Source organism: Phyllobacterium sp. 0TCS1.6A (assembly GCF_026420825.1).
Classification (GTDB): Bacteria; Pseudomonadota; Alphaproteobacteria; order Rhizobiales; family Rhizobiaceae; genus Phyllobacterium.
Genome location: NZ_JAPMAB010000003.1, coordinates 433340 through 458786, shown reverse-complemented (window position 1 = coordinate 458786; position 25447 = coordinate 433340). Strand labels below are relative to the sequence as shown.

General features: G+C 57.9%; 24 protein-coding genes and 1 pseudogene. 12 read left to right on the top strand and 13 right to left on the bottom strand.

The annotated features are described in order from the left end of the window. Window positions 1–51: 51 nt before the first annotated feature. From OSJ75_RS10430 to OSJ75_RS10410, 5 genes are all read left to right on the top strand, one after another. Window positions 52–726, top strand: coding sequence for a response regulator transcription factor (locus OSJ75_RS10430; protein ID WP_267227914.1), 675 nt, complete (start codon window positions 52–54; stop codon window positions 724–726). Beyond that, window positions 723–2042 carry a sensor histidine kinase gene (locus OSJ75_RS10425; RefSeq protein WP_267227912.1) on the top strand — a complete coding sequence of 440 codons (1320 nt, stop codon included), beginning with the start codon at window positions 723–725 and terminating at the stop codon, window positions 2040–2042. The genes OSJ75_RS10430 and OSJ75_RS10425 overlap by 4 nt, the downstream gene beginning before the upstream one ends. Before the next feature lie 151 nt (window positions 2043–2193). Further along, complete coding sequence (locus OSJ75_RS10420; protein ID WP_267227911.1) at window positions 2194–2478, top strand: hypothetical protein; 285 nt, start codon at window positions 2194–2196, stop codon at window positions 2476–2478. Continuing rightward, complete coding sequence (locus OSJ75_RS10415; protein ID WP_267227910.1) at window positions 2478–3668, top strand: efflux RND transporter periplasmic adaptor subunit; 1191 nt, start codon at window positions 2478–2480, stop codon at window positions 3666–3668. Before OSJ75_RS10420 ends, OSJ75_RS10415 begins: the two co-directional genes overlap by 1 nt. Window positions 3669–3678: 10 nt before the next feature. After that, window positions 3679–5628 (top strand): MacB family efflux pump subunit, encoded by a 1950-nt coding sequence (locus tag OSJ75_RS10410; RefSeq protein ID WP_267227909.1) that lies wholly within the window; start codon window positions 3679–3681, stop codon window positions 5626–5628. A 1126-nt stretch (window positions 5629–6754) separates the two neighbouring features. Here the strand turns inward: OSJ75_RS10410 and OSJ75_RS10405 are convergent. The 7 genes and pseudogenes from OSJ75_RS10405 to OSJ75_RS10375 form a co-directional block, all read right to left on the bottom strand. After that, on the bottom strand, window positions 6755–7084 hold the full coding sequence (locus OSJ75_RS10405) for an antibiotic biosynthesis monooxygenase family protein (RefSeq protein ID WP_267227908.1): 330 nt from the start codon (window positions 7082–7084) through the stop codon (window positions 6755–6757). Between the two features lie 28 nt (window positions 7085–7112). Further along, on the bottom strand, window positions 7113–8102 hold the full coding sequence (locus OSJ75_RS10400; RefSeq protein WP_267227907.1) for a zinc-dependent alcohol dehydrogenase family protein: 990 nt from the start codon (window positions 8100–8102) through the stop codon (window positions 7113–7115). Between the two features lie 61 nt (window positions 8103–8163). Further along, on the bottom strand, window positions 8164–8466 hold the full coding sequence (locus OSJ75_RS10395; RefSeq protein ID WP_267227906.1) for an ArsR/SmtB family transcription factor: 303 nt from the start codon (window positions 8464–8466) through the stop codon (window positions 8164–8166). A 297-nt stretch (window positions 8467–8763) separates the two neighbouring features. Beyond that, entirely contained in the window at window positions 8764–9264 is a 501-nt protein-coding gene (locus OSJ75_RS10390) for a hypothetical protein (RefSeq protein ID WP_267227905.1), read from the bottom strand. Continuing rightward, window positions 9261–9797, bottom strand: a complete 537-nt coding sequence (locus tag OSJ75_RS10385; RefSeq protein ID WP_267228052.1) for a calcium-binding protein — start codon at window positions 9795–9797, stop codon at window positions 9261–9263. Before OSJ75_RS10385 ends, OSJ75_RS10390 begins: the two co-directional genes overlap by 4 nt. Further along, window positions 9780–9857 (bottom strand): annotated as a pseudogene (locus OSJ75_RS10380) (hypothetical protein); the annotation flags it as partial. The pseudogene OSJ75_RS10380 and the gene OSJ75_RS10385, both read right to left, overlap by 18 nt. 120 nt (window positions 9858–9977) lie before the next feature. Continuing rightward, the gene (locus OSJ75_RS10375) at window positions 9978–10904 is read right to left on the bottom strand and encodes a LysR family transcriptional regulator (protein ID WP_267227904.1); all 927 of its coding nucleotides are present in this window, start codon (window positions 10902–10904) and stop codon (window positions 9978–9980) included. 181 nt (window positions 10905–11085) lie between these two features. Between OSJ75_RS10375 and OSJ75_RS10370 the strand changes: the two genes are divergently transcribed. From OSJ75_RS10370 to OSJ75_RS10350, 5 genes are all read left to right on the top strand, one after another. Next, entirely contained in the window at window positions 11086–12378 is a 1293-nt protein-coding gene (locus OSJ75_RS10370; protein WP_267227902.1) for an ABC transporter substrate-binding protein, read from the top strand. Window positions 12379–12438: 60 nt separating this feature from the next. Then, on the top strand, window positions 12439–13320 hold the full coding sequence (locus OSJ75_RS10365) for a carbohydrate ABC transporter permease (RefSeq protein WP_267228051.1): 882 nt from the start codon (window positions 12439–12441) through the stop codon (window positions 13318–13320). Continuing rightward, window positions 13313–14188: a carbohydrate ABC transporter permease gene (locus OSJ75_RS10360; protein ID WP_416362543.1), complete on the top strand. Its 876-nt coding sequence runs from the start codon at window positions 13313–13315 to the stop codon at window positions 14186–14188. Before OSJ75_RS10365 ends, OSJ75_RS10360 begins: the two co-directional genes overlap by 8 nt. A gap of 43 nt (window positions 14189–14231) precedes the next feature. After that, window positions 14232–15299 (top strand): ABC transporter ATP-binding protein, encoded by a 1068-nt coding sequence (locus OSJ75_RS10355; protein ID WP_267227901.1) that lies wholly within the window; start codon window positions 14232–14234, stop codon window positions 15297–15299. A 104-nt stretch (window positions 15300–15403) separates the two neighbouring features. Continuing rightward, entirely contained in the window at window positions 15404–16684 is a 1281-nt protein-coding gene (locus tag OSJ75_RS10350; protein WP_267227900.1) for a Gfo/Idh/MocA family oxidoreductase, read from the top strand. Window positions 16685–16865: 181 nt separating this feature from the next. On the opposite strand, the gene OSJ75_RS10345 is transcribed toward OSJ75_RS10350, so the two are convergent. The 5 genes from OSJ75_RS10345 to OSJ75_RS10325 form a co-directional block, all read right to left on the bottom strand. Continuing rightward, window positions 16866–18065 carry a M20 aminoacylase family protein gene (locus OSJ75_RS10345; protein ID WP_267227899.1) on the bottom strand — a complete coding sequence of 400 codons (1200 nt, stop codon included), beginning with the start codon at window positions 18063–18065 and terminating at the stop codon, window positions 16866–16868. 72 nt (window positions 18066–18137) lie between these two features. Further along, window positions 18138–18917: an amino acid ABC transporter ATP-binding protein gene (locus tag OSJ75_RS10340; RefSeq protein ID WP_267227898.1), complete on the bottom strand. Its 780-nt coding sequence runs from the start codon at window positions 18915–18917 to the stop codon at window positions 18138–18140. After that, a complete protein-coding gene (locus OSJ75_RS10335; RefSeq protein ID WP_267227897.1) occupies window positions 18914–19843 on the bottom strand; it encodes an amino acid ABC transporter permease in 930 nt (309 codons plus the stop codon). Before OSJ75_RS10335 ends, OSJ75_RS10340 begins: the two co-directional genes overlap by 4 nt. After that, window positions 19840–20742, bottom strand: a complete 903-nt coding sequence (locus OSJ75_RS10330) for an ABC transporter substrate-binding protein (RefSeq protein WP_267227896.1) — start codon at window positions 20740–20742, stop codon at window positions 19840–19842. Before OSJ75_RS10330 ends, OSJ75_RS10335 begins: the two co-directional genes overlap by 4 nt. Window positions 20743–20800: 58 nt before the next feature. Next, window positions 20801–21772 (bottom strand): nitrate ABC transporter substrate-binding protein, encoded by a 972-nt coding sequence (locus OSJ75_RS10325; RefSeq protein ID WP_267227895.1) that lies wholly within the window; start codon window positions 21770–21772, stop codon window positions 20801–20803. Window positions 21773–21875: 103 nt separating this feature from the next. On the opposite strand from OSJ75_RS10325, the gene OSJ75_RS10320 reads away from it, so the two are divergent. Continuing rightward, a complete protein-coding gene (locus tag OSJ75_RS10320) occupies window positions 21876–23201 on the top strand; it encodes a PLP-dependent aminotransferase family protein (RefSeq protein WP_267227894.1) in 1326 nt (441 codons plus the stop codon). Window positions 23202–23513: 312 nt separating this feature from the next. On the opposite strand, the gene OSJ75_RS10315 is transcribed toward OSJ75_RS10320, so the two are convergent. Further along, the gene (locus OSJ75_RS10315; RefSeq protein ID WP_267227893.1) at window positions 23514–24296 is read right to left on the bottom strand and encodes an IclR family transcriptional regulator; all 783 of its coding nucleotides are present in this window, start codon (window positions 24294–24296) and stop codon (window positions 23514–23516) included. A gap of 140 nt (window positions 24297–24436) precedes the next feature. Here OSJ75_RS10315 and OSJ75_RS10310 point away from each other — a divergent pair, with 140 nt between their 5' ends. Beyond that, complete coding sequence (locus OSJ75_RS10310; RefSeq protein ID WP_267227892.1) at window positions 24437–25312, top strand: transporter substrate-binding domain-containing protein; 876 nt, start codon at window positions 24437–24439, stop codon at window positions 25310–25312. Window positions 25313–25447 lie beyond the last annotated feature (135 nt).

Sequence of the window (25447 nt, the reverse complement as noted above, 5' to 3'; positions counted from 1 at the left end):
GGTGCTCTTCGCGGATTAAGGCGCACCTTCCCACGTTGGGGGAACACCAGCATGAGGATACTTCTGGTCGAAGACGAGGTGGAGTTCGCCAAAGCAATGCGCGGCGCCCTCGAACGTGATCGCTTCGTGGTCGACTGGGTGACTAGCATTTCGCTTACCAGGGAAGCATCCCGGTCACAGGTGCACGAGCTCGTTTTGCTTGATCGCACGCTGCCTGACGGCGACGGCCTCAGTCTTATTCCACAACTGCGGGTAGACAATCCGGGCGTGCCTATCATTGTATTGAGCGCTCGCGGGGAATTGAGCGACCGCGTAGCCGGGCTCGACGATGGTGCCGACGATTACCTGGTGAAGCCTTTCGACCTGGAGGAAATGCTTGCTCGCATTCGGGCAGTGCAGCGCCGCCCGAACGAACTTGCGCCAGACGAAATACTCGTCGGTGACCTCGTATTCGATATGGCCCATAGCGAAGCCAGAGTACGCGGCACGCGGTTAAATCTGCAGCGACGGGAAGTTAGGGTGTTAACCGCACTGCTGCGCCGGCGTGGGCGCACCGTCCTACGCGAGTCTCTTGAGGAAGCGGTCTACGGCTTCGACGACACGATTCAGTCGAATATACTCGATTCCCATGTCTCACGCCTGCGTCGAAAACTCAGCGATTCGGGCGCTGGCGTCGAGATTCATACGGTCAGAGGGGTGGGTTATTTGCTCAGGGTAACGGATTGAAGCGCCGCCAGCCATCGTTGAAGACGCGCCTTGTTACCAGGCAGCTGATCCTCCAGTTTCTGGCGGTCGCGGCTACCGCCATTGGCTTCATCATCTTTTTCGTCAATTCGGCTCTCGACGGGATGTATGTCGAGGAGGCCGTCGTAAAAGTCGCGGCAAACTCGATCGTCCGAGATGCGGCCGGAACCCCAATAGTGGAAGTGACGCCCGAGCTGGCGAAACTTCGCGAGGAATCGCCGGATCTCTGGTTCGCGGCCCGGCTTGGCGACGGCAATGTGGTTGCCTTTGGCCAGGTGCCGGCGGAGTACGCTCCCCTCGTTCCCCACCTCGACAAACTGTCTTCGGCAGACATGCGCGGGCAGTTCGAACCATTTACCCTTTCCGCCCTCGTTCGACAGGAATCAAGCCCCGCAGGCGATATGAAGATCATTGCGCATGGTCGGGTCCAACCCTTCACGGCGCTCATCACAATAGCATCCAATCTCGTGGCGACCGCCATATTCCTCGCCCTGGCACTCGTCTCCATCGTCGCGACGCCAATGATCGTCAAGCGTGCCTTGGCCGGCGTCATAAAGACTGCGGAGGAAGCAGAGCGGATCGACGTCGGGCGTCGCGGCATCCGTCTTTCGGAAGACAAGGTTCCAAGGGAGATCGGCCCGCTCGTCCGCGCTGTCAATGAAGCTTTCGACCGTCTCGATGAAGGTTATGATCGCCAGAACCGCTTCATCGCGTCGGCCGCTCATGAATTGCGCACGCCGATCGCTATTTTGAGAATGAAGATCGACACCGCGAGCGACAAAGGCCTGCGGTCGCTCTTGCCGGACATATCAAGGCTTGCGACGCTATCCGAGCAACTGCTCGATCTGCATCGGTTGGATAATGGCGCGCCGAGTGACCGGATCGACCTGGTCGCGCTCGCCCGCAGTGTCGCTGCGGATCTGGCACCGGTGCTGATCGCGGCTGGTAAGGCCATCGAGGTGATCGTTCAACAGCCCGGAATGATCATGGGCAATACCGATTCGATAGAACGCGCGCTCACAAATCTCATCCAGAATGCTGTCGAGCATGGCGGGAACCAGATCATCGTGCGGGTCAACGGCCCCTCCGTGGAAGTGGAGGATAACGGGCCCGGCATACCGGGAGAAGAACACGAGCGGGTGCTTGAACCCTTTCATCGGCTGCGGCCACGTTCCTCCGGTGCTGGCCTGGGTCTCAGCCTGGTCAAACAGGTCATGGACCACCACGGCGGCCGCATCGTTATATCGAAACAACCCGGCGGGGCGATCGTGCGACTAGAATTCACTCCGGTGTCGTAATCACGGCCGAGCCAATGTTGGCGCAATGTTCGCCTGCGCATCTAAACGGACGGAGCGCGCTGCCGCGCTATCTGTATCCATACTCGCCGTCTTGCGCGTTTGCAGTGAGCTGCAACCGCGAGGCGCAGCTTTATCATATTTGGGGTTGATAATGATCACAGATCATCGATGGCAACGAACCGGCTGTCCAGAAATACTGATTGGACTCGTCGCATATGCACTGTTTCTTGTTTCATTCGGCCTGCTGATAAGACTTCTGCCCTGCAACGTACCTGTTATCCTGGCGATCGTTGGTTCGACGGCAAAAGGTTTTGTCTGTGTCGGCGCTTTCGCTGCAACTTATGGCCCGCGGATACAGACCCTGCGCCCCTTCGGGTTCCGACCGGTGGCACCTCGCTGGCTCGGGATCGCGACGGGAATGGGGATCGTCGGCTGATGACACGACACATTACCCGCAAGCGTCTGATTCTGGCGGCGGCGACACTTGTCGGCCTGCTGATCGTCTGGTTCCTGCTTCTGCGTCCGCCGGCGAAACCTGAACTTGTGACATCGCAGGCGCGAACCGGCGACATTGAGGAGGTCGTGCTGGCGACTGGGATTCTGGAACCACTGGAACTGGTACGTGTCGGCGCCCAAGCCTCCGGCCGCATTGAGCGACTGGCAGTCAGGATCGGCGACGTCGTCGAGGCTGGCCAGTTGGTGGCCGAGATCGATTCCCAGACCCAGCGCAACACCTTGCGGGACCGGGAGGCCGCCCTGGACAACATCCGCGCCGTCCACGCCGCGCGCATGGCCGATCTGGTGAAGGCCGAGAAAGATTTCGAGCGCCAGCGCGAGATGCTGGCAAGCGGTTCGACGCCACGCGCCCATTATGACGCTGCCGTCGCTACGCTAGACAACGCCAAGGCGGAGGTCCAGGCGCTAGACGCTCAGATCAGCCAAGCACAGGTCGCGCTGGAGTCCGCAGGTGTAGAACTGGGCTATACCAGCATCACCGCTCCAATCGCCGGGACCGTGGTTGCGGTCGTCACTGACCAAGGTCAAACTGTAAACGCCCTGCAGACGGCGCCGACCATCGTCATGATCGCGCGATTGGACACAATGACGGTGCGTGCGGATATCTCCGAAGCCGATGTCGTGCGTGTACGGCGGGGCTTGCCTGTCTGGTTCAGCATTCTTGGCGACCCACAGCGTCGTTTCGATGGTGAACTGCGCGAGGTGGAGCCGGCACCGGCCTCCATTGCCAACGAGGGCAATGCCGCGAACGGGCGTGGCTCAACCAATGGCGCCGTCTACTATACCGGACTAATCGACGTCGCGAATACGGACGGAGTTCTGCGGCCTTCGATGACGGCGCAGGTATCCATTGTCCTCAGCCGCGTCAGCGGTGCCGTGTTGGTTCCCTTGAGCGCGGTCGAGGGTGCACCGCGGGCTGGCGACAATGCGCGTGTTCGGGTGCGCGACGCGAGAGGCGAAGTACAGATCCGGCAGGTTACGGTCGGCATCGACAACGGTGCTGATATCCAGATCCTTAGCGGTCTTCGGGCTGGCGAGACGATCGTCCTGGGATCATCTACGGACGAACGCACAGATGGCCAGGCTCAACTGGCCGCAGCAAAGCGGTAGGGCGCAAGCTATGACCGAGCCACTGATCCGCATACGCGGGGTATCCCGCGCTTTCCCCGCAGGCGACGATATGGTGCAGGTGTTAAAGGATGTCGACCTAGACGTCCAGGCTGGCGAGATGATGGCCATCATTGGCGCATCGGGCTCCGGCAAGTCAACCCTTATGAATATCCTTGGATGTCTCGATCGTCCGACGACTGGTAGCTACTGGATTGAAGGTCATGAGACGTCGAAGATGGGCGCCGACCAACTGGCAGCGCTACGCCGCGAGCGGTTCGGCTTCATCTTCCAACGGTATCATCTGCTTGGCGACCTCAGCGCGGCCGCCAATGTCGAGGTGCCCGCCGTCTATGCCGGACGCCGCCGATCCGACCGTCACAGGCGGGCCATCGGTTTGCTGACCCGGCTGGGTTTGGCCGAACGGACAGGCAATATCCCCGGAAAGCTGTCGGGCGGCCAGCAGCAGCGGGTGTCTATCGCCCGCGCCCTGATGAACGGCGGCGAGATAATTCTAGCCGATGAGCCGACCGGAGCCCTGGACTCGCACAACGGCGCCGAGGTTATGAATATCCTGCGCGAGCTTCACGCCGAGGGGCACACCATCATCCTGGTCACTCACGACCAAAAGATCGCCGACCATACCGATCGGGTTGTAGAGATCAGCGACGGCGTTATCATTTCCGACGCGCGCAACGTACCCCAGCCTGCCGCGACGGCACGTCCGAACCGTGAATGGGAGCCCGACGCTGGCTGGCGCGGCGTCATCGATCGGCTGACCGAAGCCCTTCGCATGGCCGTGGCTGCAATCTTGGCTCATAAGATGCGCTCGCTACTGACCATGCTCGGCATCATCATCGGTATCGCCGCGGTGGCCGCGATCTCGGCTCTGGGCGCTGGCTCGCAGCAGCAGATACTTAACAGTATCAGTTCGCTCGGCACCAATACGATCGAGGTGCGGGCTGGGAAGGGCTTCGGCGATCTGGAAGTGGGGCGAATACGGACCCTGGTGCCCGCCGACGCTGATGCGCTGGCGAAACAGCCCTACGTCGACAGCGTGACGCCCACGGTGGCGACCAGCATGACGGTCAAACGCGCCGCCGTGGCCGTCAATGCAACGGTCACTGGGGTCGGCGCGGACTTCTTCCGCGCACGAGGCCTCGAGTTAGCACATGGAGAGGCCTTCGATGCCCAGGATGTCACGAGCTACAGCCAGAACGTTGTGATCGACGCGAATGCCTCGCGCGACCTGTTTCCCGATCGGATCAATCCCGTGGGGCAGGTGATCCTTCTCGGCACGATGCCAGCGAGGGTCGTGGGCGTAACGGAACAGGAGAACTCCCTCGGACCGGCGGTGGATGCACTGACTGTCTACGTGCCCTACACGACCGTCATGGGGCGCATGCTGGGTCGCCCGAACGTTGATGGCATCACCGTTCGCATCAGCGACGATGTCGACCCGGGCAATGTCGAGGCGGCGATTTCACACCTTATCGAGCGGCGGCACGGTGCGAAGGACTTTTTCCTCACCAATTCGGCGACCATCCGCGAGACCATCGAGACCACTACAGAAACCCTGACGCTGCTGATTTCGTCAGTTGCGGTGATATCGCTGATCGTCGGTGGCATCGGAGTGATGAACATCATGCTCGTGTCCGTGACCGAGCGCACCAAGGAGATCGGGGTGCGTGTCGCCATCGGCGCGCGCCGCAGCGACGTCCTATCCCAGTTCCTGATCGAGGCCGTTCTGGTCTGCCTTGTGGGCGGGTTCATGGGTGTCATGCTCGCCCTCGGGATCGGTGCTTTATTCGATTTGCTGAGCCCCGACTTCAAAATGATCTTTTCTTCCAGGTCCATCATAACGGCCTTCGCCTGTTCGACCATGATCGGGGTTGTCTTCGGCTTGCTTCCGGCGCGCAAAGCGGCGAAACTAGACCCCATCGAAGCATTGGCGCGAGACTGATGATCCGAAGCGTCCGCTGGGCACCGCGTGCAACGATAGCCCTGTATAATGCCGAAAGGCGCAATGTGGTGACAGCCAAAGTCCTCTTCGTCTCAGGAGTCACAGTTTAAGCTTCCTGCGGTTCAAACTGTGCTTTCGCAAATGAGCAGAGGGAGCAATTCTGTCTCTGCTCCCTATTATTCCCTCAATTTCATTCAGACACAGCATAACGAAGTCAGTAAAGGCCCGTACCACGGGACGCGTGAACGTGTTCGCCGGGTAGGCAAGAACGCCTCTGTCGTGTTCATTGCGGCTGCGCCTAAGCATCTTCCAAACTCAGACAATGTTGCCGCAAGCTTCTCCTGCTCTGTGGGTTCTGGCTGGTCATGGCGGCCGCGGGGCGTCGCTTTGCCTCACTCGCGTCGTCAACGAACCGCCAGTGCTCATTCTCGAAAGGAGATCAACAGAATGCTGCAACGCCCTTCCATTGACGATCGTCGGCCCGCGGCAATCATCCTCTCCATCGCCCTCGTTGGCCTCGCTCTATCAGCGTGTGTGTCGGCGGAAGAACGGCAGTACAGGGACGCGAATACCTGCCAGAGCTTTGGGGCAACCTACGGGTCTCGGACTTATACAAACTGCATGCTGGAACAACAGGCGCGGCGCGACAACGCGCAACGGCAGTCGCTCGAGCAGACCCGATTGACGCAAGAGATTGCAAGAAACGCTCAGGTCATGGCCGACCGCGCGCGCTGGGACCGCTGCAGGCGGGATCCTGATCGGCGCGAGTGCAGACGATAGGAACAATCGGCTGATACTTCTGTGCGCCAACACCACATCGCGCCGTCTCCGCCGACTTGTCACTTGAGGCGGTCCGCGGAGACGAAAGCACGAGGGCAGACGACACGTACGATAGATTGCTACGGCAGTCTACGGACAACCAAGCAGTGGATATTCTACCGTTTTGCACAGCCGGGATCGCCGAGTAAGCAATGGATGCCCGGCTGAGGAACTTGAGCTTTTCCCGCCCTAAGCAAGACACTCCGCACAGCCCACGCCACGCCTGAGATGGCCGCAGCGCTAATTGAAAAGTTGCGCAGTGCCATCGCGCATCGGGTCGGCGACGGTTACCGGCATCTTGCCCACACTAAACGGCTGTGTTGAAATCATCATTTTCGCTTGCGGCGAATGCTCCGCCTTCGAGATGATAGACCTTCGGTTCTTCCGAAAAATATTCCTGTATGCCTCTCATGAAGACCTGGTGGTCTTCGCTCGTTTCAAAGCCCGGGGTGTGATCCTCGAGCGAGCGCCATCGTACGATCAAGTTGAATATTTCCGGCCTTTCGATCCCTTTGGCCAGAATGTGGCCGCGGTAACCCTCTGCGCGGCTAAGCAACGGAACGACTTCTGCGAATGCTTGTCTGAACCTGTCGGTATGCTCCGCGTGTACGGGCAGTTGAGCGATCTCGTAAATCATGGTTGCACCTTCAAAGTGGTTAGAGCGCTTATGAATCGCTGCGCTTCGTGCCGGCCGATGGTTCGACCGCGATCACGATCTTTCCCCGGACACCATTGTCCCGGGTCTCGAGCAGTGCATGCGCGAGAGGCAGGTCAGCCAGCGCATAGACAGCCCCGACATGCGGCCGCAGTTGACCACGGTCCACCAGGGTGCTGAGCTCGTCGAGCTTGCCGCGGTTCTGTCTTGTGAAGACGAAATGGATGCTGGCGTTCTTGCCCCAGGCTTCGATCAGGTTCTGTGGCTGGGCGATGTCCACGATCGTGACAATGCGACCAAGTTGCGCGAGCACGTCCGGGCTGCGCGACAGCGTATCCCCACCAATGGTGTCGAACACGACGTCGACGCCGCGGCCGTTCGTTTCCTGCATTATGACGTCGATATAATTATCGTTCCTGTAGTCGATGACCACGTCCGCGCCAACGCTTCGTGCGAATTCGAAATTGTCTTCGCGCACGGTCGTAAACACCTGCGCGCCGATGGCCTTGGCGACCTGAATGGCGACGTGACCGACCCCTCCAGCCCCACCATGAATCAGGACGCTTTCTCCCACTCTCAGGGCCGCACGTCCGACCAGGGCCTCCCATGCCGTCCCGCCAACAAGGCTCAGACTTGCCGCTTCCAGATGGCTCAGCGAGGCGGGCTTCCGGCCGATGATGGTTTCGTTTGCGACGTGGTATTCGGCGTAGCTTCCCGGCCCGTCAAAAATTTGCGGCGTGTACCAGACTTCGTCTCCCGGAGAAAAGCTCGTCACGCCGGGTCCCACGGCTTCGACAACCCCGGACACATCGTGACCTGTGATGGCCGGAAGTGGAACGTAGTCGCGATAGTCGCCGCGGCGAACCTGGTAATCCAACGGGTTGATCGATGTAGCGTGTACGCGCACCAGCACCTGCCCTGCCTGCGGAACAGGCTTTGGTACCTCGGTAAGCTCGAATGCTTCCGGGCCACCGAAAGATTTTAGTATCATCGCCTTCATAGTAGATCCTCGTTTCTGGAAAACGCTATATTGGGATTTCTCGATATTATAAGGTAAATGATCACAGGTCTTTCCCAATGATCTCGGCTAGCGCCTTGATGGTCCCTTCGTTGCGCTTGTAGTAAGTCCATTGACCGATGCGCCTGACTTCCACCAGACCGGCCCGTTGTAGTGTTGCTAGGTAGTCGGACACCGTTGACTGCGAGAGGCCGACACCTTCTTGAATGCTGCTCACACAGACACCCACCGCATGAACGTCCCCTTCGTCCTGCGGAGGGAAGTTCTTCACGGGATCCCTCAATCCCCGCACGATTTCCAGCCGGGTACGGTTTGAGAGTGCTTTGAATATTTCGAGCAAGTCCATCCCTTATAAATATCGATATTTCCCGATATGTCAATGCTGAATTTCCGGCAACAGCTAATTTCGACAGTCGTGACGAGCGGTTGCTGCTCCCAGAGGTGTGCGATGTCACTGCTGATAGTCGGGAGTACTGAAAAGGTCTTGAGGGGATATGGACCGTCGGCCATGGCGTCTCGATACCGGGCTCGAATCTTTTGTTCAGATCGATAGACGTTTTGTCTTCGTTATCCTTGACGGTGTTCCGTAGCCCCGCTGCGAACGTGACAGTCCTTCGTCTGACCTTTGTTTCTTAAGATGCCATCACATTATGAAGTCGTCGGCCGTCCAGTCATGATTCACATCGCCCTGCACCAGAACAATCAGATCGCCTATACCGTCGCCATCGATATCGTCCTCGATCTGCACATGATCCTGGGGTGTTGCATTCGCAACTACCCGCAATTCGCCGGCAGTGTTGCTGAAATTGCCGCCACCGATAAAATGAAATGCCTGATTGCCATCCACCGTGGTATCTGCATCGATCCAGCTCAGATCAAAAATGTCGCCCTCTATCGAGCTAAAATCTGTGACGGTGTCCGCAGGGGGTTCTTCACCGCTCTGAGAGCCTTGGTGGGCAGAGTCGAAGCGGAAGGGATCGGCACCTGAATTGCCGGTGAGGACATCGTGGCCTTCATTGCCGTCCAAGACGTTGTTTCCGGCATCGCCGGTCAAAACGTCGTTATGAAGACTGCCGGGAAGATTCTGAAAGTTGGAAAAAATATCTCCGTCCGAATTCTCGCCGGTGGCGAGATTGACGCTCACGCCAGCTTCTGCAGTAGCATAGGCAAGAAAATTGGACCACTGCCTCCATCCATGACATCGCTGCCACCTTCGCCAATGATCACGTCATCGCCATCACCGCCGAACTCATTGTCTGCGCCACCCCAGAGACCGTCATTGCCAGCACCACCGCTTATCCGATCAACTCCCCTCTGGCTCTCCAAAGAGTCATTGCCTTCGCCGCCACGGATCCGATCATCGCCATGTCCGCTATAAACACGGTCATTACCCGCACCCGCATCAACCCAGTTTGTATCACTCCCGCTCCATCCGGCGGAAATGAAGTCGTTCCCATCACCCCCGCTCAGGTGGTTCTCGCCATACCGACCATCGATTTCATCGTCACCGGCACCACCATAGATCCAATCGCCATAGTCGCTGAATTGCGTACCGTCTCCACCATCAAGATAATCATCGCCAAGACCACCATACATGTGATCCCGGCCAAGACCGCCAAGCATATAGTCAATGTCATCGCCACCGTTTAGGTGATCATCACCCAGACCGCCGTTCATGCGGTCCACGCCAGCGGCCCCATCAAGCGTATCATTGCCGCCATAGCCGGAGATCCAATCGTGACCAGCGCCCCTTGCAGATTGTCATCGTTCGCAGTTCCGGCGATAGTATCGCCCGGGCTGGCTAACGCTTCATCGCTGGTCATGGGAAAATACCAATTCTGATCATACTGCCCCCGCTCAGGTTTCGGGCAATGGTGGGAACAGCGCCAAGGCTTCGACGCGAGCTGCTATTGAAGCAATTAGCGCCTTGACCTGTGGTATTGTCCGACGCTCTGGAAGAACGTAGATACCCATCACGGCGTGACGCCGGTCGCTGCTGGCGTCGATCTCGACCTCACGCAGGCCATTTTGTGCGAAGTAATGTCGCAAGACATCACTGTGGATCAACACCGAATCCGTATGGCGCACGAACTCCAGACAGGCATCCATTGAGTTGCAGGCAAATGCGTGGCCGGTCCCGTCGAGCTCTTCCTCCACATCACCAGAAATCAAACGCTTCTGTCGAATGTCGGTCGGATTGGCCATAGTGGTCGGATAGTCCCGCACCTCATCGACGGTACGTGCACCATTGAGAAGCGGGTGCCCCTCGCGAACGAAATAGCCGTCGGTTGCAAGTCCCAATGGAATGAAATCTACCTCAAGGCCCGGCCGAAGGCGTTCGATGCGATGTCCGAGGAAAAGCGAAAGATCTCCGGCCATAAGCTGATCCATGCAACGCATCATATTGCCAATGCTGACGTTTATGGGCGCTGCAGGATGCGCGTTGTGGTGCTCGATCACAAAATCCTTGAGAAGCAGAATCCATGTCGAATATCCGGTTCCAATGCTGATGCCCTCTTCCAGCTCGGCCTTCTGTCTTGCGATGGTAGCGAGTGCGTTCGTGTGCAGGCGGTACATGAAGACGGCACTGCTGTAGAGGGTCTCTCCATAGGGCGTCAATTGCACCCCGCGTGCCGACCGGCGAAACAATTCAACGCCCAGAGACTGCTCGAGACGTTTCAGATTATAACTGAGCGCAGGCTGGGACACATGCAAGGTCTCTGCCGCCGCCATGAATGAACCTGCCTCTGCCACAGCCATGAATTGTTGCAGAGCCTTATCCATTTGACCTCCCACAGCCATAAAGGATTTTTATGATACTGCCGAAATATTATATTTGTTCGTATGGCTTTGACAAGCTAGTCTTTCACCTGCAAGTGGTGCCGGCCCTGGGGAGAGACTGGGCTCGCGCGATCCGTCTTGTCCGGCATGGCCGACAAAATACATATCGTCTCGGGAGGATGACATGAACATAAACCATCTTGGTCGGCGACATTTTCTCAGCGCCGGGTTGGCCGCTGCAGGCCTTTCGCTGTTTTCCCGTACGCATGCTTTTGCGCAGGAGACTAGCAACATCCGAATGATTTGGTGGGGTGGCGACGAGCGGGCGCGTCGAACGAATGCCGCGATCGATCTGTTCCGTCAGACGAATCCGGACATTGCCATAAATGCCGAATTCATGGGCTGGGATGATTACTGGGCACGTATTGCGACCCAGGTTGCTGGAAGCAATGCACCTGACTTCATCCAGATGGACTATCGCTACATGTTCGAATACGCGCGTCGTGGTGCGATCCGACCATTGGACGAGTACCTCGGCAAGCAGCTTAAGCTGGGGGATTTTGGACAGGTTAACCTGGACAACTGCTCCGTCGACGGGAAGCTTTACGGCGGCAATGTAGGTGTGAACGCGTTTTCGGTTATCTTCAACAGCAAGGCCTGGGAGGAAGCTGGCGTCGAACCGCCCAGCCTAAAAACGACATGGGACGGCTTTGCCGAGAAATGCGAAGCCTTTAGCAAAGGCAATCAGAACAACCGACTGAGCGCCACGGCCGACGGAAGCTACCAGGAAAGCCTCTTTGAAATCTGGCTTCGGACGCAGGGCAAGGCGCTGTACAATCCTGATGGAACACTCGCCTATGATGCTGCGGACGCGGGACGCTGGTTTGCTTACTGGGCGGAGCTGCGTAAGGCGAACAGCTGTGTCGCGGCGGACGTGCAAGCGCTATACAAGCAATCGCCTGAAACGTCGCCGATAGTGAACGGCCGGTCGGCAACCGATTTTGCGCACTCAAATCAGTTTGAAGGCTACCAGAATCTCCTCCAGTTCGAGCTTTCGGCGACCGGCACCCCCATTCAGGAAGGCGGAAAGCCCGGTCAGTACCTGAAGCCTTCGCAATTGTTTGCCATTTCCTCGAGTTCAAAGAGCCCGGAAGCAACGGCGCGGCTGATCAACTTCCTTATCGCTGAGCCCGAAGGGGCGAAGATTCTCGGCCTTGATCGGGGCGTACCCGCGTCTCCTGTGATCCGCCAAGCCATCATGTCCGAGCTCAACTCGGCTGCCCGCAAGGTAGTCGAACTCGTCTCCAATATTACTCCGCTGGTTGGACCCCTCCCCCCGACTCCGCCGCGCGGCGCGGGGGAAATTAACGACGTCCTCATCCGCATCAGTCAGGAGGCCTCGTTCGAGGCGGTCAGCCCCGAGCAGGCCGGAGCTAATCTGGTAGACGAAGCCGCCGCCATTCTGCAGCGAGCATGACGAATGGCCGTGAAAGACCTTTCCAGCGCCCAGATTGTGAGTGGGCGAGACAGCCGCCTCATGACCGCAATCAGAAGAAACGGGGCCGGATATCTTTTTCTGTCGCCTTGGCTGATCGGCTTTTTCTGCCTGACATTGGGGCCGGCACTCGCTTCACTTTACCTGTCGTTCACGCGGTTCGATCTGTTGACAGTTCCGGAGTTCATTGGCGCGCAGAACTACGTCCGCATGGTGACCGCCGATCCCAAATTCGCCGCATCCATGAAGGTGACGCTGATCTATGTGATACTTTCTGTCCCCCTCAAGCTGACATTTGCGCTGGCCGTGGCAATGATATTGAACCGCGGCATGCGCGGGCTGCCTGTCTATCGTGCCATCTTCTATCTGCCCTCGCTATTGGGTACTTCGGTCGCGATCGCGGTGCTATGGCGTCAGCTTTTTGCAGCCGACGGTCTAGTCAACAGCATTCTGGCTCAATTCGGGATCGTCGGGCCGAGCTGGATCTCCAATCCGAACTACTCCATCTATACGCTGGTCGTTCTGTCAGTGTGGCAATTTGGCTCGCCGATGATCATCTTTCTGGCTGGCCTGCGGCAGATTCCGACTGACATGTATGAGGCGGCAAGTCTGGACGGGGCATCGCCAGCGCGGCAGTTCTGGCGCATCACCTTGCCGTTGTTGTCGCCGGTCATCTTCTTCAATCTCGTGATCCAGGTCATCGAAGCCTTCAAGGCATTCACGCCGGCCTTCGTGATCTCCGGTGGATCGGGTGGACCGATCAACTCAACGCTTTTCTACACGCTTTATCTCTATCAGGAAGGATTCAGCTATTTCCGGATGGGCTATGCCTCCGCACTGGCCTGGGTACTGGTCGCGATCATCGCCGTGTTTACCGCCATTTCCTTTCTGACCACCAAGTACTGGGTGCATTACGATGACTGATGCCTTGCAGCACATGCCGGGGCGCGGGCCCGCGCGTCCGCGATTGACGGGTACGATCCGACATGTCGCCCTGATCGCCATCTGCTTCGTGATGATCTATCCGATCCTCTGGATGCTGTCCGGCTCTCTTCGGCCGGCATCCGAGCTCTTCGGCAACGACGCTGGACTGATCCCATCACAGGTGACCGTGCAAGCTTATCCGGACGGGTGGTTCGGCTTGCAGATCGATTTCGGACACTTCTTCCTCAATTCGCTCATCATCTCGGTGCTTGCGACGATCGGAAACGTTCTGACGGCATCGCTTGTGGCTTACGCATTCGCGCGGCTGAAGTTCAGGGGCCAGACGTTCTGGTTCGCACTGATGCTCGGCACCCTGATGCTGCCCTATCATGTCACCCTGATCCCGCAATATGTGCTGTTTCGCGGCGTCGATCTGGTGAATACGTGGTGGCCACTGATCCTTCCTAAATACTTCGCTGTCGATGGCTTTTTCGTCTTCTTGATGGTGCAATTCTTCCGTGGAATTCCGCGTGAGCTGGACGAGGCGGCACGGATGGACGGATGCAGCGCATGGCGCATCTACTGGAAGATCATTCTGCCACTTTCGATGCCGGTCCTGGCGACTGCAGCCATTTTTTCCTTCATCTGGACCTGGGAGGACTTCTTCGGCCCCCTGATCTACGTCAGCGAGATGCGCAACTACACGGTTCAACTCGGCTTGCGATCCTTCATCGACTCGAGCGGGACATCCAGCTGGAATGAACTTTTCGCAATGTCGGTCCTGTCTCTGGTGCCGATCTTCCTGATCTTCCTGTTCTTCCAGCGCCTGTTGATCGAAGGCATCGCAACGACCGGCATGAAGCGCTGACACCCTCTGGCCAGCCCGTTGCGGCTGAAACTTGGAAATGCGAATGGTAACGACAATCAATCTGAACAATGTGGAAAAGCGATACGGGACCCATGAAGTGATCCGGGGTATCGACCTCAAGATCAAGCCGGGTGCCTTCACCGTGTTTGTCGGACCTTCCGGCTGCGGCAAGTCCACACTGCTGCGCATGATCGCCGGGCTCGAAACCATCTCGGACGGTGATCTGCTCATCGACGGAGAGCGGATGAACGATGTTGCCGCGTCCAAACGCGGCATTGCGATGGTTTTTCAGTCCTACGCGCTTTATCCACACATGACAGTCTACAAAAACCTCGCATTCGGACTGGAAACGGCCGGCTACAAGCGAGACGAGATTGATCGTCGTGTCCACGCTGCCGCTGCGACACTGCAGATAACCGATTACCTGCAACGCAAGCCCAAGGCACTATCGGGCGGTCAGCGGCAGCGCGTCGCCATCGGCCGCTCGATCGTACGTGATCCAAGGATCTTCCTGTTCGACGAACCGCTGTCCAACCTTGATGCCGAGTTGCGTGTACAGATGCGGGTGGAAATCACCAAGCTGCATGAGCGTTTGGGAAATACCATGATCTATGTCACTCACGACCAAGTCGAAGCGATGACCATGGCCGACCAGATCGTGGTTCTGCGGGCAGGAAAGGTCATGCAGGCGGGCTCTCCACTCGAACTGTACAATAATCCAGCCAACCAGTTCGTTGCCGGATTCATCGGGTCGCCGAAGATGAACTTCATAACGGTACAAATTGCCGACAACACAGGCATCTTGTTGAACGGCATGCGGATCGAAGCTTGCCGGCAGGTCAAGGGCGAGCAATTGACGCTGGGCGTTCGCCCGGAGCATCTCGAAATTGGCGAAGGCCCGGGACAATCGATTGGCGATGCGTATGTCGAGCTGGTCGAGCATCTCGGCGGAAGCACTGTCCTGCACGTTCGCCCGTCGTTCCAGGCGGATACGATGACAGTTGTTCTCGCCGGTCAGCTATCGTGCCGTCCAGGTGACATCGTTCCGCTGCGGCTCGGTACCGCGAATTGTCACTTCTTCGATACCGAAGGCAACACCGTGCCCCGCTAGTGCGAACCTGCTGCTTACCGGAACAATGGCCACGGACCTCAGAGTTCAGCCGGATCGACATGCCGATCGGATCGAGCGGTCGTGCACAAGAACAGGAGATATACATGCGCAAGAAATACGTCCTTGTCGGCACCGGCGCCCGCGCCCGGATGTTCTACGAAGCCATTGCTCGCAACTACCGTGACCACGGCGAACTGGTGGCACTTTGCGACACCAACCAGACACGAATGGACTACACCAACAAGGTTCTCGTCGATGAATTCAGCCTGGCGAAGTTACCTACTTACAAGGCTGAAGACTTCAGTCGGATGCTGGAAGAGACCGGTGCCGATGTGGCCATCGTCACCTCGATCGACCGAACGCACCACATCTATATCATCGCCGCGCTCGAGGCCGGATGCGATGTCATCACCGAAAAACCGATGACCACGGATGTCAGCAAGTGCCAGCAGATCGTGGACACCGCGAAGAGGACCGGGCGTTCGGTCCGGGTAACATTCAACTACCGATACGCACCGCATAATGCCGCCGTGCATGAAATCATTGCTTCGGGCGGTATCGGGGAGGTATTTTCGGTTCACTTCGAATGGCTGTTGGATACCCGGCACGGGGCGGACTATTACCGCCGCTGGCATCGCGACAAGCGCAACAGCGGCGGGCTGATGGTGCACAAATCCACCCATCACTTCGATCTTGTGAATTTCTGGCTGCAGAGCCAGCCACAGACCGTCTTCGGCATGGGCGATCTTCGCTTCTACGGTCGCGCCAATGCCGAGGGGCGCGGGATCTTCACTCCTTATACCCGGACGACCGCAGTGGAGACTGCAAAGACCGACCCGTTCGCCATCGATCTGACAGCAAGCCCGATCCACAAGGCGCTTTATTGGGACGCAGAGCATGAAGATGGCTACCAGCGCGACCAGAATGTTTTTGGCGATGGCATCAGCATTGAGGATACGATGCAGGTCATGGTCCGGTATCAGAACCGCGCTGTCATGACCTATTCGCTGAACACCTATGCCCCATGGGAGGGTTTCAATGTCGCCTTTAATGGCTCGGAGGGGCGGATCGAGCTGATGGTTCGCGAAACATCCTACATCAACGCCGGTGGATCGTCCGATAAGGAAGGAGCAGCAAAAGGCATCCAACTCTACCACTTTCCCCTGCATGGCGAACCACGCGTCGTGCCTGTGGTGATGGGCGAAGGTGGCCACGGTGGTGGTGACAACCGGATGCTGGCGGATATTTTTGGGAGTTCGAATTCCGGCGACGCCTACGCGGCCGGTTATCGTGACGGCGCAATGTCGATACTGACCGGGCTTGCTGCCAACCGTTCATTTCAGACCGGACTGCCGGTGGAGGTCGCTGAACTCGTCGCTTTCTGAGCAGCGCTCCGCACAAGCTCTGGCTACGGAATAACCGCCTGCAGCAGGATTGCTCGCCTGCAGGACGGCCTAGGTCCGTCGATAGCGGCCGCACGATCATGCACAAGCAAGCGCAACGAAGTCCGTGATGCACTCAATCAGCAAGTCACGACAGGGAGGCATGCTTTGTTGTCAAAGGGCTTCATAGGTCGAGATAACGCTCTGCCAGACGCGCCCACATGGCCGCGCCAGTGGTCAGGCTGCCGTCGTTAAAATCGTATTTCGACGAATGCAGGATGGCCGAGTCCTTGCCATTTCCGAGCCGCAGGAAGCTGCCGGGACGGTGTTCGAGAAAATAGGCGAAATCCTCGCTGCCAGGTAAAAGTGGACAGGTCGAAACGTTCCCGGTGCCTATCAGTTCTTCGGCCACTTCGCGCGCAAAGGCGGTTTCCTTTTCCGAGTTCACCACGACCGGATACCCGTGCTCGTAGTCGATCTCTGCGGTTGCGCCATGGCCCTCGGCAACACTTGCCGCCAGCTTGCGGATGCGCTCCTCCAGGAACGTGCGGATCGCCGGATCGAAAGAGCGAACGCTCATCGAGATCTTTGCCGTGTTGGCGATAACGTTCGAGGCTTCACCTGCATGGATGGTGCTGACTGTGACGACCGCCGTCTGGGTTGGGTCGACATTGCGCGAGACGATCGACTGCAGTGTCATCACGAGATTGCAGGCGACCAGCACGGGATCGATCGTCAGGTGCGGGCGCGAGGCATGCCCCCCCTTGCCGATGATGGTGATCTTGACGGTATCACCGGCTGCCATGATCGGGCCGGAGCGGGTCAGGAGCGCGCCGGCCGCCATGCCCGGATGGTTATGCAGGCCAAAAATGGCGTCGATCGGAAAACGTTCGAACAGACCGTCGGCGATCATGTGCTGCGCGCCGCTGACCTTGCCGGCCTCTTCGGCAGGTTGGAAGATCAACGTCACGGTGCCATTAAAACGCTTGGTGCGAGCCAGATATTCGGCAGCGCCAAGCAGCATGGTCGTGTGGCCGTCATGGCCACAGGCATGCATCTTGCCCGGCACGGTGCTGGCGTAAGGCGCGCCGGTTTCTTCTTCGATCGGCAGCGCATCCATGTCGGCGCGGATGCCGATGCTCTTCGTGCCGTTGCCGTTCTTCAGAACTGCCACGACCCCGTACCCACCGACATTGCGGGTGACGTCGTAGCCCCAGGCCTCGAGCTTGTCGGCTACGTAACGGGCGGTCTCGGTTTCTTCGAACGAGAGTTCCGGGTGGGCGTGCAGATGCTGGCGGGTCGCCTTCAGGTCGGCTTCCATGGAAGCGAAATCGGCAACGCGGGCATAGAGGTTGTCTTTCGGGAGATTGTTTTGGCTTGGCATGGCTTATCCGGACTTTTTTGAAATCGAACAAAAGACCCCGGCCTTTTGGCCGGGGCTAGTTGAGGGGATATTTTATAGGAAACGCGACAGGAAGGCCTGCGTGCGCGGATGCTGCGGGTTGCCGATGACGTCCTCCGGCTTACCCTGTTCGACGACCACGCCGCCATCCATGAACACCACCCGGTCGGCGGCCTCGCGGGCAAAACTGATCTCGTGAGTGACGACAATCATGGTGAGACCCTGCTTTGCCAGATCCCGCATTGTCGCCAGTACCTCACCGACAAGTTCCGGATCGAGTGCCGAGGTCGGTTCGTCGAACAGCATGAGTTTCGGCTTGATCGCCAGAGCGCGCGCAATCGCAACACGCTGTTGCTGGCCACCGGACAGCTGGCGAGGATAGGCGTTGGCCTTTTCCGACAGGCCGACCCGCTCCAGTAGGCCTTTGGCGTTTTCAATGGCGTCTTTACGGGTTTCACCATGAACGCCGACCGGCGCTTCGATGATGTTCTGCAGCACGGTCATGTGCGGGTAGAGGTTGAACGACTGGAACACCATGCCGATCTTGCGGCGCTGCTTGGCAATACCGTTTTCGGAGAGCTTTTCCAGCCTGTCTTTCTTCACCCGGTAGCCGATCTGCTCGCCATCCACCTCGATATATCCCTGCTGGATGGTCTCGAGATGGTTGATACAGCGCAGGAAGGTCGATTTTCCCGAGCCGGATGGGCCCAGAACCGCGACAACTTCCCCCGGCATGATGTCGAGGTCAATCCCTTTCAGCACTTCGAGATGATCGAAGGACTTGTGGACGTTACGGGCCTGAACGAGTGGCTTGACGTTGGAGACGATGGTCAATGGCTTGCCTCCTCTGCGACAGCGGCAGGCTTCTGCGTTGCGCCGTTACGACGATCGCTGCGGCCGTAGTAGGCTTCAATATAGCTCTGGCCGATGTTGAGCACCGAGGTGATTAGCAGGTACCAGAGGACGGCAACCAGCAGCATTGGGATGATCTCGAAGGTGCGGTTATAAATCGACTGCACCGAATAGAGCAGATCGGCCATGGCGATGACGCTGACGATCGAGGTCGCCTTGATCATGCTGATCAGCTGGTTTCCAGTCGGCGGTACGATGGAGCGCATCGCCTGCGGAATGATGATGCGGCGAAGCGCGCGCGCCTTGGTCATGCCGAATGCCTGCGCCGTTTCCGCCTGTCCGCGATCAACCGACAAAAGGCCACCGCGGATGACTTCTGCCATATAAGCCGCTTCGTTCAGTGCCAGACCCACGATCGCGGCGGTCATCGGTGTAATCAACGAGTTCGTGTCCCAGCTTGCCAGCGTCGGACCGAAGGGAATGGAAATCGAGACCTCCGGAAAAAGCGTCGACATGTTGTACCAGAAGATCAGCTGGACCAGGAGCGGCGTGCCGCGGAAGAACCAGATGAACAATGAGGCAAAACCGCTCGCCAGCCGGTCGTCCGACATGCGCATGATGGCGATCACCAGGCCAAGGGCAACGCCCAGCACCATCGCAATGACGGTTAGGCCAAGGCTGACGTAAAGGCCACTTAAAACGGTCGGATCGAAGAAATACTGGGCCACAATCGGCCAGCCGAAGTTTTCGTTAGTGGCAATGATCCAGCCGAAGTCGATAACGATTAATGCAATCACGATGCGGAGGACGAGAAGACCACTCCGGAAAGGCGTGTGCGCCGTCTTCACGTCGCGAAAGTCCGAAGCCCCCGAAGAGGCCTCATTGTAGTTGGTGTTGCTGGTGCTCATTTGGGAAGCTGTCCGCCGAGATTGAGCCCTGGCTGCTCGATCATGTTGTTCTCAAGACCCCACTTTTTCATGATTGCGGCATAGGTGCCATTGTCCATGAGCACTTTGATCGCATCTATGAACAGCGGGCCAAGCGGCGAGCCTTTCGGCACGACGGCACCCTGAAAAATGTCGCCAAAACCATTCTTCTGTCCAACGCCGTTCAGCTCCAGCTGGCCGTTTGCCTGGGTGACGAAGTAGGTCAGCGGCGCCAGCGAGGAGAAGAAGGCATCCGCGCGCTTGGAACGGACGGCCAGGATCGATGCGGGCTGGTCGGTATAGGACTGCACTTCCACGGGCTCCTTGCCGTCAGTCTTGCACTTGTCCGACTGTGCTTTGATCACCCGCTCGGCAGATCCGCCAGCCATGACCGAGATGCGCTGGCCGCAGGACGTGTCCAGCGAACTAATGCCCTTGGGATTACCCTTGAGGGTGGCGAAGACGACGAATTCCTGTACCCAATCCACAAAGTCGCTTGCTGCTTCGCGATCCTTGTAGTCGCCGATCGGTCCGAAGGCGAACTGATAACGGCCGGCGTTGACGCCGGCCAACAGCGCCGGCAGGCCGCCGACGGTGGCATGATCGATCTTAACACCTAGAACCTGTCCGAGAGCGTCGGTGAGATCGGCGCTGGCACCGGTCATTTCTGTGCCGTTAACAATTTCATAGGGCGGAAAGGAGCCGTTGTTGACGGAGGTCATCTTGCCCGCAGATTTGATCTCTTCCGGCAGGCGATCGTGCAGCTCCTTGATCACCTCCAGTTTAATGGAAGCGTCCTCAGCGCTGGCGGTGCTTGTGAAGGCGATGCTTGCGAGCGCGACGCCGACCAAACTGAGAGCAGTGGATTTCTTTTGCGACATGTCATTCCCCTTGTTTTACACAAACTGCGTTTCTTGAGACTAAGGTTCAGCCGTCCGATCAGCCGATACGACAGCCATCGGTGTCGTATGCAAACAGTTCTTCCGGCGTCATGTGGCGTTTCATGATGCCCTGCGCATGCAGTTCCCCGGCAAAATCGTCAATCATCTTGCGGTTGACGGCAAAGCCGCTGGCATCCCAGCCCTTGGGCAGTTCACGCGAGGTCTTCAGCACTTCGTCGAACATCCACGGTGTGGTTTCGGCATATTTGCGGCGCTTCTCGGTCCACAGCTTCTGCGACGCATCGATCAGGCGGCTGACTTCGGCGATCACCCACGGGTTTTCGGCGACGATCTCGGCCTTGATGCCTATCAGGTGCATACCGGGAACATAACCGACTTCATCGAAATAGCTGCGTTCTTCCGAACGAAAATCCGACAGGACCTGACGAAAAGGCGATCCCGGCTCGAAATAGCCGTTCGGCATGAACGGCGTGAAGATCGCATCCAGTCCGCCGTCGCGCAGTAGTTCGACCATCGGGCGCTCGCCGGGGCAGGCCTCGATGAGACCGGGCTGGCCAAAGCCATCCAGACGGTCGGTGATCGGATGCGCCTCCGTCAGACGACCAGCATACCACATGGCATCCTTGACCTCGACGCCTTCGCGACGGATTGCGGCACGCGTCCAGGTGTTGCCACTGTCGCGCCAGCCGGTCACGCCGATGCGTTTTCCCTTAAGCTGGCCGAGTGTGGTGATGTCGCTGCCGGCCAGCGTCATGATGCAGCGATGGCGGAAACCGCGCATGATGAAGTTGGGGATGCCCACCACGCTGTCATCACCATCGTGACGCAGCTGCGTATAGCGGCTGAACGACATTTCGGCCGCGTCGTGATCGGGGTCCTTGCCGACATGTGAGACCAGCGTGCCGATGCGATTGACCTTCAGGTCGAGCTTGTCGGAAGAGACGTCGCCCAAAACCAGCGGCGTCATGTAGTCCCAGTCACGCAGTGCAATTCGAAGGCGCAGTGTCATTTGAGCTACTCATGTCAAAAAATGCTGATGAAGAAAGAATAAAATGTTTGCGCGCATATGATCAAATGTTATTATGTTATTGAACATTTAAATTGGTGAAAAAATGAACGACGCCTTTGATTCGAGCTGGTTTGCCGAAAAAATAAGCGATCGAACAATTCGCGGAATAGCTTTGGAAACCAGCGCCTTGATCAGAGCAGGCGCCCTTCCTGTTGGTGCCAAGCTGCCTCCGATCCGTGATCTTGCTTTTTCGCTCGGCGTCAGCCCCGCAACGATTTCGGAGGCATGGAGCGATCTGAGACGGCAAAAAATAATTACAGGACGAGGCCGGAACGGGACCTCGGTCAGTGGTGACCGCTTCATCGCAAAGCCAGAGCGTCTTGCGAGTTCTGGCCACTACGGCACAAATGTGCTCGATCTGACGATGGCCGTTCCCGACCCGCGGTTGCTGCCGCGGCTGGAAAAGGCGCTAGCTCATGGAGCTTCTGCTGAGAGCCTCAACAGCTATGAGCGCAGTCGTATTCTGCCGGAACTGGAGGCCGAAATTCGCAAGACATGGCCCTATGACCCGGAAGCGATGCTTGCGACCAATGGCGGTTATAATGCCGTATATACGGCCATTCATGCCTTGGTGACGCCAGGCGCGCCTGTCGCCATCGAAGAACCGACGGCGATGCGCCTCCTCGACATTCTTGAGCACCAGGGTGCGCGTATACTACCTGTTAAATGTGACGAATACGGCCCGCTGCCCTCATCGCTCCAGGATGCGATGCGATACAAACCCGTCGGGTTCCTCTTCCAGCCACGACTGCATTCGGTGACCGGCCGGACCGTAACGCCGCAGCGCTTGGGCGAACTAGCCGAAGTACTACGTGATAGCGACACCCTCATAATCGAGGATGATGGAATGTCCGATATTTCCAACGTTGAGCGTCATTCACTTGGCACGCAGTTTCCCGACCGGGTCATTCATATTACCTCGTTTTCCAAGACGCTCGGCCCTGACCTTCGTTTGGCCGTACTGTCCAGCACATCCGCGATCGTTGAACAGATCCAGTCTTACCGTAGTTTTAGCGCCGCCTGGACCAGCCGCGTGCTTCAGGCCGCTGGCGCATGGTTGTTGCGCCAACCGGAAACCTGGGACGACGTCGCATCCGCGCGAATTATCTATAAAAAAAGACGCGACATGCTTGCCTTCGCTCTACGGGCGCGAGGGCTAACCATCGAAGATGGAGATGGGCTATCGTTGTGGGTGCCTGTGGCCTCCGAGCCCTTTGCTATGGTTACACTCGCTGCCCGGAATATCGCCGTCAATTCGGGAAATAAATTTTGCGTTAATCCGAGCAATAACATTCGCGTGGCAACATCGATGTTGGATGAGCGCTGCGAAGAGGTGGCCGAAGCGATTGCACTCGCCCACGTTAGGTAGATGTCAGTCGGTGCGAAAAATTTGAATTTTGTTTGATGTGTCTGGAATCCAAAATCTAAAGTCTCCACCAGACCCGACAACGGATTGAGATGAGCGACAGGATATGACGCAGCCTGCTCGCGGCACCTGTTTGCAGTCCCCGATAGAGCTGGAATGTCCCGGTCATCAAACGACGCAGCGGCCGATCCCGGCTGTCCTGCTGGGTGGGGTTGGCTTGTCGCGGACAATTCGGCGACGGCGCAACCCATTATGGCTTCAATGCCGATCTCACGTGGAAGTCTGACAATATACCCCCCTGTAAAGCGGGCCCCCTCACCCATGGGCCGCGAAGGAGATTTCGTTCGCGGCCTCGATTAGTCTGGCTTCCAACGTCCGTCGAATGGCCTCCGGCATATCGGCGGGCAGAACGAAGCAGATTGTCGCCTCCACTGCTCCCCGCGCATTGACCAACGGGGAAGCCAGACATTGCGTGAAATTGTTGATGGCGCCGACGGTGCGAGCCAGTGGCTGTTTGCGGTGCGCGTGGCACTCGGCAATGAAGGCTGCGATATCCGCGGCCTGCCCATCTGGTTGCAGACGGTCTTCCGGCTCCAGCACTGTTTCGATTTCCTCACCAGATAGATCGGACAACATCAGTCGACCCGAAGCCGTCCACGGGATCGGTATCTGCGAGCCGACTTCCGAACTGATGCGCAGCGGTCGGGAACCGGGCCGGGCATGGATGATGACCTGCTTGCCACGCAGGCGGATGCAGAGTTCGCAAGTCTCACCCGTTTCCTTGGCCAGATGATCCACCATCTCGCGGCCACGCGCCACGATATCGTTGGCGCGCAGGTAGCTCGCGCCGTAAAGCTGCATCACTTTGCCGAAATAGACCTGCGCGTCCTTGATTTCTAGCAGGCCCGCCTCGCTCAGAATATTCACTAGATCGTAGATCGTAGATTTCGGCGCATCGAGCGCCTTGGGCAGATCTGCCAGCCGCGCTGGCCCGCCATGGTCTTGCAAATATGAAAAGAGCTTGAGAAGGCGGTCTATCCCGCGTTCGCGCTGTCCTCGCGCCACACGTCTGCCGGCTGCAGTCTGCACCGAAGTCATGAGTTGGCCCTTTCTGATCTGATGACGGTTGCCAAACCACACACCTTGTAATATCGTCCTAAATATAAGATTATAGTCCAATATATAAGACTATAAAAAATATCAAGGGAACAGATAAACAAAGATACGTGGAGGCAAAAATGGCCGCAGGCAATGAACGGCGTGAATTCCTTAAACTCGGACTGGGCGGGGTAGCCCTCGGAGCAGCTGCCGCCGTGACGCTGAATGCAAAGGAAGCTGCAGCCCAGGCAGCGAGCGACAGCCTGCTGCGTACCGTTCTGGATCGGGGACACCTGATCGTGGGTACCGGCAGCACTAATGCGCCTTGGCACTTCGAAAACGACGCCGGTGAACTGGTCGGCATGGACATCACCATGGGCCGCATCATCGCCAAGGCACTGTTCGACGACCCAACCAAGGTCGAGTTCGTGAAGCAGGATGCGCAGCAGCGCATTCCCAACATCGTCACAGGCAAGGTCGATATCACGCTTCAGTTCATGACGATCTCCGGCACACGCGCCCAGCTCATAAACTTCACGCGCCCATATTACGTCGAGGGCGTCGCCCTTTTGACCAAGCCTAGCGCTGCGGCCAAGACCTTCGACGAGCTGAAGGCCAAGGGAAGCGGCACCCGCATCGCTATACTGCAAAATGTAGACGCCGAAACGACCGTACATGCGGTACTGCCGGACGCGCAGGTCATGCAGATCGATACGCAAGCCAATGTTTTCCAGGCATTGGACTCCAATCGCGCCGATGCCTCCGCAGTCGATCTATCGAACGTGCGCTGGCTTGTTGCCAAAAACCCGGACCGTTATTTCGATGCCGGCAAGCAATGGAACGCCATGCTCTATGGCGGCGGTGTGCGTCAGAGCGACATCGACTGGCTAACCTTCGTAAACACCGCTTTTTCTATTGCCATGTTCGGCCACGACAACGCCTTGTACGACGCGGGCTTCAAGGAATATTTCGGCATGGAGCCGCCAGAGCGCAAACCGGGCTTCCCGTCCGTCTGAATCCAGAGCACTCGACCGTATTCGCGGTCGGGAATCGTAGGGTGCGATCCGAACATTGCGCCCGCCTGCCCGAAAGGGAGGCTAGAACGGAATGTGGCTTCCGCCCGAAACCACCCCGATCCAACGTGCCGGGAG